The 19387-nt window shown below is 43.9% G+C and carries 17 protein-coding genes; 12 read left to right on the top strand and 5 right to left on the bottom strand.

Annotated features, from left to right (window positions below; translation table 11 throughout):
* Positions 1–156: 156 nt before the first annotated feature.
* From AC59IL_RS37540 to AC59IL_RS37550, 3 genes are all read right to left on the bottom strand, one after another.
* Positions 157–432, bottom strand: coding sequence for a hypothetical protein (locus AC59IL_RS37540; protein ID WP_496557396.1), 276 nt, complete (start codon positions 430–432; stop codon positions 157–159).
* Between the two features lie 1389 nt (positions 433–1821).
* Complete coding sequence (locus AC59IL_RS37545; RefSeq protein WP_496557397.1) at positions 1822–2172, bottom strand: helix-turn-helix domain-containing protein; 351 nt, start codon at positions 2170–2172, stop codon at positions 1822–1824.
* A 499-nt stretch (positions 2173–2671) separates the two neighbouring features.
* The gene (locus AC59IL_RS37550) at positions 2672–3316 is read right to left on the bottom strand and encodes a GNAT family N-acetyltransferase (protein WP_496557398.1); all 645 of its coding nucleotides are present in this window, start codon (positions 3314–3316) and stop codon (positions 2672–2674) included.
* Between the two features lie 430 nt (positions 3317–3746).
* On the opposite strand from AC59IL_RS37550, the gene AC59IL_RS37555 reads away from it, so the two are divergent.
* Complete coding sequence (locus tag AC59IL_RS37555) at positions 3747–4736, top strand: helix-turn-helix domain-containing protein (protein ID WP_496557399.1); 990 nt, start codon at positions 3747–3749, stop codon at positions 4734–4736.
* 149 nt (positions 4737–4885) lie between these two features.
* Positions 4886–5785, top strand: a complete 900-nt coding sequence (locus AC59IL_RS37560; protein ID WP_496557400.1) for a hypothetical protein — start codon at positions 4886–4888, stop codon at positions 5783–5785.
* Between the two features lie 289 nt (positions 5786–6074).
* Here the strand turns inward: AC59IL_RS37560 and bamG are convergent, their stop codons facing one another.
* Both bamG and AC59IL_RS37570 read right to left on the bottom strand, forming a co-directional pair.
* Positions 6075–7322, bottom strand: a complete 1248-nt coding sequence (gene bamG / locus AC59IL_RS37565; RefSeq protein WP_496557401.1) for a BamG family beta-barrel-assembly machinery protein — start codon at positions 7320–7322, stop codon at positions 6075–6077.
* 10 nt (positions 7323–7332) lie between these two features.
* Positions 7333–8679, bottom strand: coding sequence for a DUF4270 family protein (locus AC59IL_RS37570; RefSeq protein ID WP_496557402.1), 1347 nt, complete (start codon positions 8677–8679; stop codon positions 7333–7335).
* A 652-nt stretch (positions 8680–9331) separates the two neighbouring features.
* Between AC59IL_RS37570 and AC59IL_RS37575 the strand changes: the two genes are divergently transcribed.
* The 10 genes from AC59IL_RS37575 to AC59IL_RS37620 all read left to right on the top strand — a co-directional run bounded on the left by AC59IL_RS37575 (position 9332) and on the right by AC59IL_RS37620 (position 19365).
* Positions 9332–10360 carry a Kelch repeat-containing protein gene (locus AC59IL_RS37575; protein WP_496557403.1) on the top strand — a complete coding sequence of 343 codons (1029 nt, stop codon included), beginning with the start codon at positions 9332–9334 and terminating at the stop codon, positions 10358–10360.
* Positions 10361–10370: 10 nt separating this feature from the next.
* A complete protein-coding gene (locus tag AC59IL_RS37580; protein ID WP_496557404.1) occupies positions 10371–10691 on the top strand; it encodes a DUF4907 domain-containing protein in 321 nt (106 codons plus the stop codon).
* The gene (locus AC59IL_RS37585) at positions 10691–12088 is read left to right on the top strand and encodes a sensor histidine kinase (protein WP_496557405.1); all 1398 of its coding nucleotides are present in this window, start codon (positions 10691–10693) and stop codon (positions 12086–12088) included. Before AC59IL_RS37580 ends, AC59IL_RS37585 begins: the two co-directional genes overlap by 1 nt.
* Complete coding sequence (locus tag AC59IL_RS37590; RefSeq protein WP_496557406.1) at positions 12078–12785, top strand: LytR/AlgR family response regulator transcription factor; 708 nt, start codon at positions 12078–12080, stop codon at positions 12783–12785. The genes AC59IL_RS37585 and AC59IL_RS37590 overlap by 11 nt, the downstream gene beginning before the upstream one ends.
* Positions 12786–13023: 238 nt before the next feature.
* Positions 13024–13494 carry a Panacea domain-containing protein gene (locus tag AC59IL_RS37595; protein ID WP_496557407.1) on the top strand — a complete coding sequence of 157 codons (471 nt, stop codon included), beginning with the start codon at positions 13024–13026 and terminating at the stop codon, positions 13492–13494.
* A gap of 3 nt (positions 13495–13497) precedes the next feature.
* On the top strand, positions 13498–13896 hold the full coding sequence (locus AC59IL_RS37600) for a hypothetical protein (RefSeq protein ID WP_496557408.1): 399 nt from the start codon (positions 13498–13500) through the stop codon (positions 13894–13896).
* 435 nt (positions 13897–14331) lie between these two features.
* Complete coding sequence (locus AC59IL_RS37605; RefSeq protein ID WP_496557409.1) at positions 14332–15096, top strand: murein L,D-transpeptidase catalytic domain family protein; 765 nt, start codon at positions 14332–14334, stop codon at positions 15094–15096.
* Positions 15097–15279: 183 nt separating this feature from the next.
* A complete protein-coding gene (locus tag AC59IL_RS37610) occupies positions 15280–16254 on the top strand; it encodes a Gfo/Idh/MocA family protein (RefSeq protein ID WP_496557410.1) in 975 nt (324 codons plus the stop codon).
* A gap of 8 nt (positions 16255–16262) precedes the next feature.
* The gene (locus AC59IL_RS37615; RefSeq protein ID WP_496557411.1) at positions 16263–17672 is read left to right on the top strand and encodes a sugar transferase; all 1410 of its coding nucleotides are present in this window, start codon (positions 16263–16265) and stop codon (positions 17670–17672) included.
* A gap of 130 nt (positions 17673–17802) precedes the next feature.
* Entirely contained in the window at positions 17803–19365 is a 1563-nt protein-coding gene (locus tag AC59IL_RS37620) for a M1 family metallopeptidase (RefSeq protein ID WP_496557412.1), read from the top strand.
* The last annotated feature ends 22 nt before the right edge of the window (positions 19366–19387 follow it).

Genomic DNA, 19387 nt, shown 5'->3' on the forward strand with positions numbered 1-19387 from the left:
ATTGACCGGTAAAATATTTTGATTTTTTGATTTTGAAATTTTTAGATTTTGTGATTTTATTCAGGTGATGCACTAAAACAAATCTAAAAATCTCCAAATCCCGAAATCAGAAATTGCAATCTGCTCCGCCCAGGTGAGCACCTCCTTCGATCTTTCTCACGAGCGATGAAATACAATCAAAGGATGTGCATCACCGGCAGCGGTTTTTGCATATTGAACCCTCTCAAAAAAAATTGATCCTTTTATTCTTATCTCATAGGTTAGTAAGCCGCTCCCTGCCTGCCAATCCCGGTTTATGGCGGGATGGGCAAGGCCATAGGGAGGGAATATCTTCAGTTTCTGGTTTGTGCCCGCCCGGATGACCCGGTCGGACGGGGTTTCTTGTTTATAGTTCCCGGTACCAGTTGTCAGTTTACCTGTTACAGGTTCCATGTTACAGGTTACAGGGCGGTTGCTACCTTGAAACTTGTAACCTGCAACTTTATCCCAATAGCTACAATGTTGCCATTTGCAGATAGCCGGCCTTGATTAAGGAACCGCCCCTTATCAAGACGGCTCCTGCGTAATTAAACCTTTATCTTTTGGTCAAGGCCTGATATAACCATTCCGTGAACGGAACGGCGATTTATGTAGCGAGTTGTACATGGTTAAGCTATATATTACCAAAGGTTGTTCTGTTTTCAGAGGTAAGAATAATGCTCCGACAAGTGTTGGTCTCATTTAGTTTGCAACAATCTGTCTGTAACTTCGGTTGTGCTTTTGCTTTGTTCTTCTGTCGGCACTTTGTTGCTTTGTTGAATCAAAGATACTGCGGGAAAAAAGTTTGCAGCTACGAAATCGGGAGGAAAAATTATTCAAACCGGTTAATTTTTGCAGCTTGCAGATTTAATGTTTCAAATTACCGGGTTGCCAACTACTGGTTGACTGGTATCAGGAATCCGGTAACCAGTAACCAGTAACCAGTAACCAGTAACCAGTAACCGGTAACTGGTAACCGCTAACCGTTAGTGTATACATATAATATAGGTGTGACCATCTCGCCACACATGTATACAAATTAAAAAGCAGCGATGATGAGCCTCCGCCGACTAACGGATGACCCACCCCGCTGCTTGATAGTATCATTAATCATTAAAACCTCTTCACTTTATGCCCTTGAGCCTTGGTGCTTGTGTCTTTACTTGTGCCTTGTTTCCTATGCCTTGTGCCTTGTCTCTTGTGCCTTGAACCTTGTGCCTTAAAAATAAGGGAGCCAACCGCGTAGCCATGGCGGCTCCCTTCCTGGTTAAACCTCGTAATGCAGCATCTTTTTCAGTTATTGAAACATATCGCCCAACCATAGCTGAGTGGCAATTATGTTTCGCATCTTTCACATACCATACACAGCATAATCACTGAATTCACTATAATACAATGCCCGTTCATCGGCGCGCGATTGGCTGCGATGGATGATGTCTGCATACGGCAGGTAATCAGGGTATATATAAAGTAATTAAGGTTAGTGAAGTTCTATGTTCCCATACAAAGGTACAGGGCAACCTGCCGCCTGATGTTATGAAATCGGGAGGAAAAATTATTCAAACCGGGTATTTTGCCCCATAGGGTAAAATTTTACAGGGAAGTAAGTAAACTGCAGTTGGGAGTATGTTACAAGTTGCTGGTTACAAGTTACAGGGTGTACCCTTGTTTCTCTGTAACCGGTAACTTACACAGCGTAGCTGATAGCCTGCAACTGGTACCCTGGAACCTGCAACTTGCAACCTGCAACCGGTATCCGGCAACTGGTAACCGGTATCCGGCAACCGGTAACCTGCAACCAACTCATTTCCTGCTTTTTTTCATGAGTGCTCTCCACTCAGCAGGTGGGGCGCCCACTACTCTTTTAAATAGGGTAATAAAGTGGTTGATCTGGCTATAGCCTACATACATCGATATGTCGGTCACCGTATCATTGGTGGTGGTAAGCAGATGCTTGGCCTTTTCAATGCGCAATTGCTGCAAACAATCATGAATGCTTTGGCCATACAAATCCCTGAAGCCCTTTTTTAACTTGGCCTCATTAATACCCGCTTTTTTGGCCAGCTGTGGAATGGTGATCGGCCGGTCGAAATTTTCTGTAAGGATCGCTTTTGCCTGGCGGATATATTGTATATCCTGTTTTTTAAAAGGCATAGAACAAGGTTTAATGGTGCACATTATTTTTGATCAGGGACAACGGCCTTTTGCTGCTATCATACGGTAAGAGTGGTGCCATTGACCAGGGTCGGTAATAATTACAGAAGGTGGTTTTTGAACAGCAGGAATTAATAAAGCATTCCATCCGCGGCAACCGGATGATAACACTACAAATCGTATCGTTTTCAACACGAACATGATCAGTACCTTTATTGTATCCTGCCTGCTATAATGAGCTATATAATCGGGGAGTAATGCTCATTACACGGCTCCATTAACCATAGGAACGGTGACTCATAAACGAAAATAGCAAAAAAAGCATTACAATTATGCTTGCCTTTTTGTCACATAATATGCTTGAAGGTTTTAGCATCGCTTTCAGCGATCTTTAGCTTTGGGGTATAAGTTAACATGTGGGTACCGCTTTCGGCATAGAATAATGAACGGTTGTTATATACTTATTTAGTTTCCCGTAGTTGTTGTAAGTAATTGGTATTTATTGTTGATAAGTATGCAAAAAGCGGGTGAAATTTTCCCTGCTGTACAAATAAAGGTGTACGCCGGGCCAGTCGTGCAAACGATGTTCTTCAAACCTTAACCGGTTGGCCAGATTAATGTAGTGCTTGTCTTTGTCGGTCAATTCCCAAACGATCCGCTTTACCTGAAGATACGAAAAAAAATGATCAATACAGCTCAGTAATGCATAGTCGGCAAAATGTCGCATGCTGATCATAGGGGGCGACAACAATAATCGTATCATGTGATCGCCCGGCTCGTATTCATGCGGACCCTCATCCAGTCCATCGTAATGCTTGCCGCCTTCGCATATCTCTATCATAAAGCCGGGGTTTCCATTCAGCATACCCATAAACGGTTGGGCAAAAGTGCATTGTAGCATAAACGAAAAAGTTTCCTGTAGTTCGCTTACCGGCATACGGTTCACCGGCACTATGCCTTTGGCAAATTCGTCGTACAACCAGTTGCTTATTTCGGGCCAGTCGTGCGGTAACCACAGCGGACGAAGTTGCACCGTTAGTTGGTCGTTAGTAAACGTTCGTTCATATACTACAGCATGCTGTTTATTGGGCGCAAGGGCGCTGTATAAGGGCATTATACTATTCATGGCAGCAAAATCATTCATTCATTAATAATTTAATAATACGCGCTTTGTAAAAAGTGAACGTTAGTTTTCGCTATCCAAAAAAGAAGGAACGGATAACAGGGGTCGATACGAATTTCGTTTGGTGAACAGGGTGTTGAAGTAGTTTTTTGCCTTTTGGTTACAATCGCCATTGCAGCGACTAAGTACGCTAAATATAACGAACTGGTTTCTTTTTTGGCTACGAAATCGGGAGAAATATTTTTCAATTTGATAAAAAAAATATTTCTAACAGTTATAAAGAAATTTAATTAAGTATAAATAACACACGTTTATTTGTATCGGTTAGCTTAATTCAATACCCTTGTTCCGATTCGGGTATAACGGGCTGTTAATTTTATGAAACCCTTTAGGGTTGTATGTTTCATCTTTTGTAACTTTAAGTTGTTTATTAAACCTTAACCTTTTTATTATGGAATCGAACAGACTTCCGCGCCGCCAGCCGTTAGTTCCGCGTCAGCATGATATTCCATCCAGCCTCTTCGCCGAAACACACAGTAAGGTTTTATCAGGATCATTTGGAACTATTCTATTTAGCCAGATCGCCGGATCGGGGTTCACCTTTCGTCATTACTATTGCTTCATCAACCATGCATGCGAAGTTCCCTGCGTGGTGAATGAGCCCAACCCTTTTTTGTTTGTGAACTTAAAGCATACCATTGTGCTCGACTATAACCGCAAACTGTATGCTTTTTACGAGTGGGCCTGCAATTTGTTATATCAACCAGGCGAACAGGGTAAAGCGGTATTTCATAATCCGGGGAACTATTCTTTCTTTACCATTCATTTTTCATTAGATGAACTGATTGATTATTTGCCGTATCATCCCAACTGCGAATCGTTTGTTCAAATGATGCACAACAACAAAGCGGCTATGCTGAATTGTAAACATTTTCCCATGATCGCACCAATGCGTGTAGCCGTTTCTGATATGTTGTACTGCGATTTTACCGACAACTATTATGCTGCCTGGCTTGAACTGAAATCGAAAGAACTGTTGTTGCCCTTTTTCAACCGGTCGGGACTTGAACGAAGAAAATGCCGCAACCGGGTGAGTGAAGAAGATGCAGAAGCTATTTATAAAATAAAAGAGAAATTGCTGGCCGAACCGGGTCATGATCATTTGCTCGATGACCTGTCGCACTATGTTAACCTCAGCACTACCAAACTGAAAGTATGTTTTAAGCAAATTTATGGCCTGGCATGGGTCGACTTCAGGAAAGAAGTTCGCATGAAAAAAGCCTATGAGCTGGTAGCCTATACCTCGTTGCCGTTCGAAGACATTGCCACCCGGGTAGGATATTCACACGCTCCTTCATTTTGGAATACATTCAAAAAAGAGATCGGTATTTCGCCCAAACGCCTTCGCGACAGTGTACAGGACCGGGAAGAGGAAGAATAAATATCGAATAACGAATGCCCAATGATAAATGTCGAAGTTGTTTTTACTTCAACATTCTACATTTAATATTCAATATTCGTTATTTTTTGAGGGTCAATAACAAAAAAATTACATTTGATTTCGCTATTCTTATCTACCTTGTAAAAGTTATGTTCGCAAGCAAGGGGATACGCATTATTACCAGCAGATATCTTTTCATCTTTTTAATGGCCGGCCTGGCGTCGTCGTGCAAACACGAGAGCAGCAGCGGCAGCCAGAATGGTTTTGCCACCACACCGCAGGAGTTTACGGTGAGTTCGCCCCAACTGGTTGAAGCTTCCGGTATTGCCGACAGCAAAACAAATCCCGGTTATTTGTGGGTTGAACAGGATAGCGGCAATCCGCCCGACCTGTTCTTACTGAAGCATGATGGTACCGTTCTGAAAACGGTTCACCTCGCTAATGTCAGCAACCGCGACTGGGAAGATATTGCATTGTCGTCGGGGCCTAAATCCGGAAAGCCATACTTATACGTTGCCGAAACGGGCGATAACCTGCTGGTGCATCCTGACTATGCCATTTACCGCCTCGAAGAACCTGCATTGGCCACCGATACCGTTCAGCAGGTAGATACAATCGCTTTTTTTTATCCCGATGGCAGTCACAATGCCGAAGCGATACTGGTAGATGCCGCTACCGAAGACATCTACATCATTACCAAAAACGATTTGAAGTCGAAGATATTTAAGCTCACTTATCCCTATAGTACAACCAGTATGAATAAGGCTGAGGAAATCGGCAGTTTGCCGTATAATTATGTGGTGAGTGCAGCCATGTTGCCCAATGGTAATGAGATTGTGGTAAAAACCTACGATGCTATTTATTATTATCCTTATAAATCGAGCCAAACAATACTGCAGGCGTTAAGCGGCCCCTCTTCCAAACTGCCCTACCAGCAGGAGCCGCAGGGCGAAGCCATTGCCTTTGCCGCCGACAACAGCGGGTATTTTACCATCAGCGAAAAGGCGCTGGCATCTTCTGTGAAGCTTTATTTCTATAAAAGGAAATGAGTTGCCCATGGTATAAAGTTTCTGGTTTATAGTTTTTAGTTTCTGGTTCTTTTACTTCGATAACAGGTAACAAATGGTAAACCTTTCTGAAACTGAAGTAACCTCAAACTATAAACAAGAAACTATAAACAGCATTAAACAAATATGCCACGTAATCATTACGTGGCACATGAATTAAATTTATCAGCAGGTAACAAATAATAAAAGAGTAAACAGGTTTAAATTATCAACAGGTAACAAACAAAAAACATTTCCGAATCTGAGGTTAACCACAAACCATAAACTGCTCTTAATCGTACTTCCTTCCCTTGCTGTAAAGCACTTCTCTGTAAGATAGTGCTATGGTAAACTGCACATAATTTTCCCTTATCAACCCATTGGCAGTGGTGCCTCGGCGGCCGCCTTCGAGCGAAAGTCCATACGATAATCCACGGCTTAAATAACCGCCATAACCTGCCGTCATACCAAACTCGTTTAGCTGCTGTCCTTTTACCTGCATGTAGCTTTGTCCGGTGAATACACCTGCCTGAAAATAACTTTTCTCTGCTACCAGGCCAAAGCGTTGTACCTGTTTGCTGAACTGCACACCGGCACTCAGGCGCTGGCTGTTCACGGTTGTCCAGGTAGTGCCGCCGGTATTAATACCCGCCCAGTTGGCAAAGCTGTAATCAACCGAAAAGGTTGAGCGTCCTTTATTGGTCAGCGAAATACCGGCATCGTATTGCCAGGGCAATGAAAAGGTGCCGGTGCCCAGGTCTTTATTGGTTTCTACCGCAGTGCTTCCTTCGGTAACGGTTAATGTTTTATCGGTGCGCAAATTGGCTTTGGTAGTTATTTTTCCGCCTAACGAATAGCGCCAGTCTTTATCAATTTTACCACCATATATAGCGCCATACTCAAAGCGAAAATTGTTATAGTAATTACTTACCTGCGATACCACCGGTACATTCAGGGTAGCGCCTTCGAGTGTTTCGGTTTGATTAATAGAACCGAATATAAATGAACTGCGCAACCCCATCGCCAGGTGTTTGCCAACGGCAAAAGCATTATTCCAGAAAATATTGTACAACCCGCCGTTGCCTTCATAGGTGCCGGTATAGGTGCTGGAACTTCCTTCAATGCTTTTTTGGCCGGTGAATGAATAGTTCACATAACTGAATGGCATAAAACCTACGCTGCTGGCCCAGTGGTTATTGAGTTTGGCCGACAGCGACACGCGTTTGATGGTCATGTCTTTACCGCTGCTGTTGCTGCTGGTAATGGGCGTACCGGAAAAATTAACGGTTTTGCCTACCAGCGCCAGGTCAACCTGTCCCAAACTTCTTTCAAGACCAATCAATGATGCCGGGTTTTTATTGAGTATGAAACCGGGAGTCGAAATCAGTGAAATCGATGTATTCGCCATACCGCTGCTGCGGTCGGGGTATGAGTTTTGAATTTCGCCTACACCATACACTGAGTAGGGCGAACTTAAATTCTGTGCATTTGCCTGAATCATCAACACTACAAAAAGGCCGGCCAGTACTATTTTTCTCATTATATGGTGATTATTCGATTGTCAATAGAGTTAAAACCAGTTTCGCCTGGTAGTTGGTGTTTTGCCGGCTGCCGATCACGCCGCGGTTAATTTGTTTGGAAGTAGAGGGGTCACTCTGCATTATGAACATACCGCTTTCGATGGTGCCCGATGTGTTCATCAGGTAATTCAAATACGAGGTAACCGTAAAGGTGTAGTTAGAATAAATGCCATACACATAATCTATTTGCGGCGACCGGTATTGAACCCCCGAGCCTGTGGTGTCGGTTAGTACCGTGCCGAAGTTATTGGTGTTGTCGGTAGTGACCATGAACAACGGATCGGGTAGTTTATTCACGTATAAACCGTAGGTGCCCTTCACCGGTTCTATTATTAGCTTAGCGCTCATTAGTTTCACCACGTCATTTATCTTAAGTACATCACGCAACGAAGGGAATTTTGCTTTCAGCAATACACCGGTTCCGCTTTGTGTTATGGCAAACGAATTGGTGTTGGTTGGAAAGAATTCACGCTGGCCGATTACCGTAGGCGCCATTGTAGTGTTGCTGCGGTCGGTTATTATGCGGTTGAACTGATAGCTGGTTCGGGTAAGAATAAAATCAATTACTTTATCGGCACGATAAGGAATAGTAAGGTGATAATGCAAACGCACCCGTATACTGCTGTCGGCCAGGTTAAATCCATATGCGGCGCCGGTGGTTGAAGAAGGTGTTATCGAAATTCCGTTGAAATAGTTGAGGAAGTTGGTTTCGCTCGTAAACTGCGTTGCCTTTTGCTGAATCTTGGTAAAGAAATCAGCGCCTTTGCTGTCGGGCAGCCTGATCTTTACTGAATCGCGGCGTGCCGGACTGATCAGTTGCGAATACGTGGCCAGGGGCGTTGATTTTACCGGAAAGTAAGAGGTGTTGTATAATTTACTGGCATTGGTATTGGTATAATCGGGTTGTGCGGCCAGTTCATTTACTGTAATGCTGAAAGGTTTGGTGGTATCGCCGTAATAATAGCCGCTCGGTTTCATGTACAGCATCAGCGAATCGTACACGGCATTTTTAGGCAGCAGGGTACTGGCGTCTTCTGATAAAGTGGGCAAGCCGGGTTGAAAAAAGGTGCTGGCTACGGTATTGCCTGCATACGCATCGTTGTAATTACCTATCAGGGCAAAGCTGTTGCCCGAGGTAGCGAATGAGTCGAGTACATAGGTCGATAAAACCACCGCCACTGTATCTACGGTTAAAATGCGCGTGTGGCTTTCGGCCAGATCGGCCCCTACCTGAACATCTTTTTTATAGCACGACGATAACAGGGTGGTAAACAAAATGCAGTATGTGAAAAAAGGTATCCTTTTGAATATGTACATATAAGTTTAGTGAGTGATTGTTTATTTAAAGTTGCCGGTTACCAGCTGCCAGTTACCAGTTGCCGCGCACCCGGAAACCGGAATCTGGTAACCGGTAACAGTTTATAAAAAGCAATATCTTCCTGCTTTGTAACCCTGCTCCCCATCCTGCACAGCGGCGCAATTTATCCGGCAGGCTGCACGAAAATTTGTTATTATATATAATTGTGGCCGAATAATCGACGAACCCGTTGTTTTTATCGGTCAGTGCTCATCGGCTAAATGGCCTGCAAATGTCTAAATATATTGCCTGCCCATGGCCAAAAGGCTTGTCTGGAAATGTTAAATGCACGTTAATCATATCAACGGGCAAAATAGCGTATTTTCATTTGTTAATTTGCGCCCCGGCTGATTTATGCCATATTTTTAACAGCGGTTGCAGATAAAATGTGCTGAATTGTCGATTCAATATCCTTATCCATCTATTTTATAAAGTTGTTTGCAATACGCGGAAATACTTTTACGCTCCCGAAACCATTTTGATTTTTGGATTTTGAGATATTGAGATTTTGTGATTTATTGGAGGGTTGCACCAAAAGAAATCGCAAAATTTAAAAATCCTGAAATCAAAAATTGCTGTTTGGTTTGTCTTTAAAAAACAAAAAAATTTCAAATGAAGAATGTTGTAGTTTACACCCTGGCCCTTGTGATTGCGACCGCGCCTTTGTTAATTATTCCTGCCTGTAGCAAAAGTTCATCAAGTTCCAGCGATCTCATTGGTAACTGGAAAATCAGTGATTATTTCGATGGCCCTGCCCGCAGCGAGGCTGTTATTTTTTCTGTAAATGATACGGTATTTGTTGGAACCGGAGAATCAGACAATAAAAAGTTTAATGATTTCTGGAAATATTCTTTAACTACAAAGTACTGGACACAGATCGCCAGCTTTACCGGCATTGAACGTAATTCGGCTATTGCCTTTTCAATAAACGGATTGGGATATGTTGGTACCGGAACCGACGCCAGCGGCAATTACCTGAAAGATATGTACTCCTTTAATCCTGCTACCAACAAATGGACCCAGAAAAATGATTTCGGCGGAACAGCCCGCATCGAAGCAGTTGCTTTTGTGCTGAACAATAAAGGGTATGTAGCTACCGGATATGACGATAATTTCCTGAAAGATCTGTGGCAATATGATCCTTCTGCCGATTCATGGACGCAAAAAGCCGGTGTGGGTGGTTCAAAAAGAAGTCAGGCTACCGCATTCGTTGTGAACAACCAGGCTTATATATGCAGTGGTAATAACAATAGCTCGGCCCTGAACGATTTGCAGGTGTATGACCCCGGTACCGATACCTGGACGGCTAAAAACAAACTGACCAATGTAAGCGACAACAGCTTCGACGATAAGTATACTACTATTATTCGTTACAATGCAGTAACTTTTGTAATGAATAATAAAGTGTATCTCGCTACCGGCGAAAACGGCAGCATGAACACACATACCTGGGAATACGATCCTTCGACCGACCTGTGGGTTGAAAAAACTGCGTTCAGCGGCACTGCCCGTACAGGCGCCCTCGCCTTTACATTAGGTGGCCGTGGTTTTGTAATGACCGGCCGTAGCGGTTCAGCGTCTTTCGATAACATGTATGAGTTTCAGCCAACTGTAGAAGATGTTACTACCGACAATAACTAAAAAACATAAATTGATACTGCTGGCAGCATTGTTATTTGCTGCCGGCAGTACTTTTTTTATGCTGGCCTTTCGCAAAACCCATAAAGGCCCGTTATCGTACAAATGTTTTAAAACTGAGCAGGGCTGGGGGTACGATGTGCTGGTAAAAGACAGCATCATCATTCATCAGCCTTTTATTCCGGGCGAACCGGGCGGGGCAGGCTTCAGCAATGAACAACAAGCCGCCGGTACGGCCCAAATTGTTATAGAAAAGATAAAATCAGGGGAAATTCCGGCAATTAACCACCAGCAGTTGCAGCGACTTGGCGTCTTACGTGCTCAATCAAAGTGATGACCAAAGAAAAAATCCGGGATGCCCTTGCTGCTGTGCTGGGGTTTAAACCGGTGAAAACAGTTCGGCAAAAACTGCTGGTAATTATAGTGCATGTGTTGCTATGGGGACTTTTTTTAATATTACCCCTGTACATTTACCGCGTTCGCATTCCCGACGTACGTTTCTTTTACCGCGAAATCATCAACAAAGCCTTCCTGATAGCCCTTTTCTATTTAAACTTCTATTACTTATTACCCCGCTTATTTAAAAAACGCCAGTTACTCAGTTACTTTTTATCGCTGATGGCCGCACTCATATTCATATGCGCCCAGCAAATGATACTGGAAGTTTATTTTTTAAAGACCCACAAGCACCGGTTCGACCGGTTTTACCTCGCTGCCACACGTCCGTATATGGTTCCGTCGCGCACCCGCGGCGCAGCCGGAAGTGAAAAAGAAACTAAACCCGGTGCTGCTGTCAACGAACTCGGGGGAGGCCCCGGTCCCGGCGAGCGCAGAAGTGTATTTGTTACAGAGCAGGGTTATGGCACCGTAGCTGTTTCGGAACCCGTTGATGGAGCGCCCGATAACAAACAGGAGCGTGGCAAATCTTTTTTTATAGCTGGTAAAGATTCTGCTATGGCCCCCGACATTACCGAACCCGGCATGCCGCCGCCGCACTTTTTTAAAGAACGCTTTCCCCAAATGGTGTATATTATAACGCTGAAAGATGCGTTATCTTCTGGCATTGTGATTTTGCTGTTAAGCGGATTTATAAAACTGGCGCATTCGCTGTTCATCAGTGAAAAACAAAAAAAGATACTGGAGAACGAACGGTTAAATGCCGAGCTGAATTTTCTGAAGCTGCAGATCAATCCGCATTTTTTGTTCAATACACTCAACAGCATTTATTCACAGGCACATTTTAAATCGGAACAAACCGAACACAGCATATTAAAGTTTTCGCGCATCATGCGGTATGTGCTGTACGATTCAACCGCCGATAAAATTCAACTGGCCAACGACCTTGAATACATCAGCAATTATATCGATTTACAAAAGCTTCGGCTTTCTAAAAATATAACCATTCATTATAACGTATCAGGCCGCACGAACGGTTTGGTAATTGCCCCGTTGCTGCTGATCACGTTTATCGAAAACGCTTTTAAACACGGCATCAGCTATACAGCGCCATCCGAAATAAACATTTCGATTGCTGTTATAGGAAATGAATTAACGCTAACAGTTGGAAACGCCATCACCCAATCAAGCAGGGAATCTTCCGGTGGGGTAGGGCTTATCAATGCCCAAAGAAGGCTGGATGTTTTATATCCCGGCCGTCACCTGCTGGATGTAGTTGAAAATGATCACCTGTACATTGTTAATCTGAAAATCGAACTGGACTATGAAAGTTAATTGCATTATCATCGATGACGAACCCTGGGCGCTCGACCTGTTAGAAGACTTTATTCAGAAAGTTCCTTATCTGAATCTGGTAGCCCGTTGCGAAGGGCCTGTTTCGGCTTTTCCGTATTTCGAGAAAGAAGAAATCGACCTCGTGCTGCTCGATATACGCATGCCCGATCTCAGCGGTATTCAGTTTTTAAAAACGCTCAACAAAAAACCGGCAGTCATTTTTGTAACCGCACACCATGAATTTGCCATTGAAGGCTTTGCCATGGATGCCATCGATTACCTGTTAAAACCCGTGTCGTTCGACCGCTTTATGACGGCCGTGAACAAGGCCTATGAATACATTGGTTTCAGAAAGGCCAAAACGGCGTTGCGTAAAGACGATTTTCTGTTCATCAAAACCTCGCACAAGATCCAGAAGATATTTTACAGCGACATCCTGTATCTCGAAGGGTTGAAAGACTATACTAAAATTCATCTGGTCGACAGTAAGAAACCGTTTGTTACGTTGCAAAGCTTAAAATACTTCGAAAGCAGGTTACCGCACGATGAGTTCATTCGCATACACCGTTCGTATATCATTTCGCTGCGCAAAGTAGATACCGTTTCGCGCAAAGCCGTATTGCTGGGCGATACCGAACTGCCCTGCAGCGAGCACTATCGGAATTTGCTATATTCGATCATAGGTGAGAAGTTGTAATTGCCGGCAGAGAGGAGCAAAGGGCAAGAGGTGAGTGGAGAGTGGTCAGTGGTCAGTGGTGAGTTGTGAGTTGTGAGTGGTCAATGGTTCAATCGGTAAAATCGGATTGACAAAATTAGTTAGGGTTTGAGAAGCTTAACAGCTACTCACCATTCACCACTCACCACTCACGATTTACCACTAAAGAAATTAGTACTCGCGAATAATTACTATATTTGAAGTAAGTAAACGTAACCTTATGGCCTATCCTGCATCACTAATAGCCTATGCCTTTGTAAAAAAAGGTATCGATGACGGTAAGTTTGTAACACAAATGAAGCTGCAAAAGCTTGTTTATTTTGCGCAGGGATATCATCTTGCCAAATACGGCGCGCCGCTCATCAGGGAAAATTTTCAGGCCTGGAAGTTCGGTCCGGTTGTGCCTGAAATTTATGATAACTTCAAGCTATACGGCAGTAAACTCATCACCGATACGGCCTCTGTTACTCCCACCGACACCGAAAAAAAACGATACCTGCTCGATAACGAAGCCATCGATTCCATTAATTATACCTGGGACGTGTTAAAAGATTTTTCAGCCATGGCCTTATCTAACTGGACCCACCAGCCACAGGCGCCCTGGTCGAAAGTGTATGATCCCATCGAAAAATCAACCCCCATCGGCAACGAAGAAATCAAAAACTACTTCGAACGGTTGCTAATCAGGTAATAAATGATGAAAACTCCGCCCAAATCTTCTGTTGCCTCGGTTAATGAGGTAAAGGACTTATTACACCCGCTGCTCGACCAGCCGGCCGACACCCGTGTAAATGTAAAAGAGGCGAATGTTGAAGAAATTAATGTGCTTGATATTGATGCCGAATTTTCCAAAGCCCAGCTGAAGCGCCTGCTCGACGATAACAAAGCCCGAAAAACCTATAGCTACTGGATATTCGCTGTTACCGTATTATGGATGTTTTTTGTGCTCATGATCGTAATACAATGCGGCCGCGGCGCGGTTCATCTTTCCGACGGCGTGCTTATTGCCTTAATTACCACTACCACCGCCAATGTATTCGGGTTCTTTTATGTGGTGGTGAATTATCTTTTCAATAGGGAAAAATCTACTTAAGCGGTTGACAGTTAGCAGTGGGGCAAAAGGCAGTAGGCAGTAGTGAATAGGCAATAGGCGGTAATTGGCAAACGACAAACGTGAAACGGCAAACGGCAAATCGTATAGTTTCCGGCTACCTGTCAACTTGTTAACCTTTTAACTTTTTAACTTTTCAACTTTACTTCCGACCTCCGACTTCTGACTTCGATTTTTATCCCCATTTATATGCATACCTTCCTATTGACAAACTGAAAACAATTTATTATTATTGTTAATGTGTATTAGCCGCAAAGCCGGACTGATTATTGATGTATAAATCTCCCTGGTTTAAAAAGGGTTCTTATGGCGTTTTCAGGGTTGCCATGAGCACAATAAAAACTTTTAAACCTGGTTATTTCTGTACCGATAGGTTGTGATTGGATTTCACTTCTATCAAAAAATGGGAACGGATTCATGCAAAAACAATTAATGGCAAGGCCGGGAAAGCTGTTTTGGCTATTCCTGTTGATGGGTATTGTAGCGCTGCAATCGTCTTTTGCACCTGTTAAAAATGGAAAAAGACGCATTGTTCGTACTTTTTCCGATACAACCGCTATTTCCAATAGCGCATCTGCTAACTTTTCTATTTCAAAAAAACTGAATGTGTACGACAGTTTGCGTTTAAAAGATGCAGGATTGTCGAAAAGGGTATTTGCCATGGCCCTCAAAGGAATGTCCCGGCTGGTAAAAACCCATCGTATTAAAGATAACCTGCTGGCGATCGTTGATTTCAGTCAGCCCAGCACCAGTAAACGGTTATATGTTATCGACCTCAACACATACCAGTTGCTGTACAACACCTGGGTGGCCCATGGTGTTAAAACCGGAAAAATTATCGCCAAATCATTCTCCAATAAACCATCTTCCTGCAAAAGCAGCTTAGGTTTTTATGTAACCGGCAATGCCTATAATGGCAGCAATGGCTATTCGTTAAAGCTCGAGGGTATGGAAAAGGGCATTAACGACTGTGCTATGCGCCGCGGCATTGTAATACATGGAGCCGATTATGTAAGCGAAGGCTTTATTTACAACCAGGGCTATATCGGTCGCAGCTGGGGATGCCCCGCAGTTTCGCCCGATATATCGAACGAGCTCATCGATCTGTTAAAAGATGGCAGCTGTTTGTTCATTTACGGCTCATCGCCCGCCTACGCCAGCCGCTCGGCAATGGTGAAGTAGCAATAAGCAATAAGCAATTGGCAATAAGCAAGGTAACCCGCTCTGCCGGGTGATTGCCAAATTGCATATTGCCGATTGCCAGTTGGTTTTTCCTAACTTATTCACATCCAATACAATTACTGGTAATAAAAAAGCGTTTGGTAACCGGTAGTACCCGTTATCTTTGCGCTTTTAACCTTACGTATGCTAAAGATTGGTGTATTTGGCGTTGGACATCTTGGAAAATTTCATCTGAACAACTGGAAGGAAATCAACAATACAGAAGTTGTAGGTTTTTACGACCCCTCTGATGTCGCGTCACAGGATGTAACCGAAAAATATCAGGTTCCCCGTTTCCTCGATCCCGAACGGCTGATGGATGCAGTGGATGTAGTGGATATCATTGCACCCACCACCTACCATTTCAACCTGGCAAAAATGGCCATCCGCAAAGGCAAACACGTGTTTGTTGAAAAGCCAATGGCCAATACCATGGATGAAGCCCGGGAACTGGTAAAACTGGTAAAGGAATCGGCCGTTAAACTGCAGGTAGGTCATGTTGAGCGGTTTAACCCCGCTTTTCTGGCTGTAAGACAATTGGAGCTGAACCCGATGTTCATCGAGGTGCACCGCCTGGCGCAGTTCAATGTTCGGGGTACCGAAGTGAGCGTGATCCTCGACCTGATGATCCATGATATCGACATCATACTGAGCCTGGTAAAAAGTGAAGTAAAACAAATATCGGCCAGCGGAGTAGCTGTTATGACCGATACCCCCGATATCGCCAACGTACGCATCGAGTTCAACAACGGCTGTGTGGCCAACCTTACCTCGAGCCGCATTTCGATGAAGAAAATGCGTAAAATGCGATTATTTCAGAAAGATGCTTACATTGGCATCGACTTTCTGAACAAAAAATCAGAAGTAATTAAATTAAAATCCCCACAGGATATAGACGCCTTTTCCTTTGATCTTGATACGCTGCACGGTAAAAAAACGATAGCTGTGGTTAATCCGCAGGTGCCGGAAGTAAATGCCATAAAAAAGGAACTGGAATCTTTTCGCGATGCCATTTTATTAGATCAACCTACTATGGTATCGGAAGTGGATGGTTACCGCGCAATGGACGTAGCTCATCAGATATTGCAGAAAATCAAAAACAATAATATTACTGTGTAACTCCATACATGCCTTCTGTAAAACGTATCCATAGTACCTGGTATTTGCTCAGCGACTATATAGCGGCTATATTGGCGTGGATCGTTTTGTACTATTCGCGGCGGTACCTGTTGCATGAAGATATTAATCACCCCTTTTACCTGAACAACCGGTTCTGGCTGGGCATCAGCATTATTCCCATTACCTGGCTTATATTTTATACCCTCGTAGGCGCTTATTATTCTTTATACAGCAAGTCGCGGTTAAACGAATTTGCAATAACCTTTCTTTGCTGCCTCATCGGCTGCACCATTATCTTTTTTGCCATTGTGATCAATGATCATCAGAAAGACTATATCTATTTTTATAAGGCTTTATTAAGTTATATAACTGCGCAATTGCTTTTTACCTGGATCGGCCGCAATATGCTGCTGGGCAGGGTAAAAAAGCAATTGACCGAAGGACATGTTCGTTTTAACACCCTGCTTATAGGCGGCAATTCGATAGCCGAAAAAATTTATTTCGATACACGCGACGGATTGCGCACAGCCGGTTATCATTATACCGGTTTTATTTGTACCGGATCGCAACCCAATGGCATCAGTCATCATTTGCCCTGGCATGGCTGGCTGCAGGATATGGAAAAGGTAATTGGCGAGCAGCATATTAAACTGGTGGTGGTGGCCATGGAAAAACAGGAAAAGGTGCAGGTTGAAAAGATCGTGAACCGCCTCAGCGAAATGGATGTTGAAGTAAAGATAGTGCCCGATGTGCTGGATATTCTTTCGGGTTCGGTAAAAACCAGCAATTTGTTCGGGGCCGTATTAACCGATATCAAATCGGGCCTGATGCCGCAGTGGCAACAAAATATCAAACGCGTGCTGGATGTAGCCATTGCCATGCTTGGCTTTGTTTTTTTATCGCCGCTGATATTGTATGTTATGATCAGGGTGAAGTTTTCTTCTCCGGGGCCGGTTATGTACTCGCAGTACCGCGTAGGATATAAAGGCAGGAAATTCCGTATTTACAAATTCCGTTCAATGTATCACCCGGCCGAAAAGAACGGTCCGCAGTTGTCGAGTGGCAACGACCCGCGCATTACCCCCTGGGGGCGCATCATGCGTAAATGGCGCCTCGATGAATTGCCCCAGTTATGGAATATTATTAAAGGCGAAATGAGCCTGGTAGGGCCCCGGCCCGAACGGGCTTTTTATATTAATCAGATACACGAACAGGTTCCGTATTTTTCATACCTGTTGAAGGTAAAACCCGGACTAACATCATGGGGCATGGTACAATTCGGTTATGCCGAAAATGTACACCAGATGATAGAACGGATGAAGTACGATTTGATTTATATTGAGAATATTTCCCTGGCCCTCGATTTTAAGATAATGGTGTATACGCTTAGGATTATTTTCCTCGGGAAAGGCCAGTAGCAGGTTGCCTGTTCCCGGGTACCGGGTAACCGGCGACTGGTAACCGGTAACCGGTAACTGGTAACCGGTAACTGGTAACCAGCAAGTGATACCTGGGAAATCAAAAACTGAATTGAACAAAATACAATCTATGAAAACATTAGGGTTGATTATAGCTGTGTTATTCTCTGTGCATGGTTTTTCCCAAACGAGCTACTGGCAACAGGAGGTGAACTATACCATTCAGGTTGCGCTGAACGATAAACAGCATAGCTTAAAAGGCGATCTGTCGTTGGAATACATCAATCATTCGCCCGATACCCTTACCTATGTGTGGTTTCATTTGTGGCCCAATGCCTACAAAAACAAAAACACGGCACTGGCCAAACAACTGGCCAATGATAAGGAAGCCCAGAAAAAAATTACAACTACCGAACCCGGTTATATCGACAGTTTGCTGTTTAAAGTAAACGGCCAGGTAGCGCAAACCGTAGCCGATACCGCCAATATTGATGTGGTAAAGCTGGTGTTGCCGCAACCGCTGTTGCCCGGCGCACACATTACTATTGCAACGCCGTTCTTTGTAAAACTGCCCAATTATTATTCCCGGTCGGGGTACGATGGACAGCAGTTCATGATTTGCCAGTGGTATCCCAAACCCGCTGTGTACGATCAAACCGGCTGGCATGCTTTTCCCTATCTTGACCAGGGCGAGTTTTACAGCGAGTATGGCAGTTTTCGGGTGAATGTTACCGTACCGTCTGAATATGTGGTAGGGGCAACAGGCACGCTGCAAACCCTGAATGAGCTGAAAAAGTACAAACAAATAGGCGCTGAAAATAATGGGAAGCAGCTGGATGTAAAATACAAGACCACCACGCCCGGCAAATCGAAAACTTTGCAGTACTATGGCGATCATATTCACGACTTTGCCTGGTTTGCCGCCAAAGATTTTGTTATCCGTTACGATACCCTGCAACTGGAAGGCGATACGATAAATGTGTTCTCGTACGGACAACCCACCGGCAACAAGCAGTGGAAAGGAAGTGTTGGTTTTATAAAAGATGCGGTACGCCACTATTCGGGCTGGATCGGCAAATATCCTTATCCGGTGGTACAGGCTGTAGAAGGTCCGGGTAATTTGTCGTCGGGCGGTATGGAGTATCCCACGATCACCCTCATCACTTCGCCCAAGGCCGGCGAAGAAGAAATGGATGCCGTGATCACGCATGAAGTAGGGCACAACTGGTTCTATGGCATTTTAGGCAGTAACGAGCGCGACCATCCGTGGATGGATGAAGGCGTTAATACCTATTTTCAGTTCAGGTACGAAGCCGAAAAATACCGGGCGAACAGCATTTTTGGTAACATGATACCTAAAGATGTAAAGGAATTGCCCGAAGCCGATTTTCAGGCAAGAATATATAATGTATTGAACTCGATACCCGCCAAAGAACCGATCAACACACCGTCGGTCGCTTTTACCAATAAAGAGGAGTATGGCATCGTTATTTATATTAAAACCGCAGTTTGGTTATATACGATTGAGCAGGCTATAGGCAGGGATGTTCTCGACAAAGGATTGCAGGCCTATTTTAACGACTGGAAGTACCGTCACCCTTCGCCCGATGATTTTAAACACGAACTGGAAAAAGTAAGTGGCAAAAACCTTGACTCTTTGTTTTCGATGCTCGACAAAGAGGGGAAGTTGTAAATACCGCTAAACGCAGAACGCT

This window comes from Niastella sp. sgz303648, from assembly GCF_059587045.1.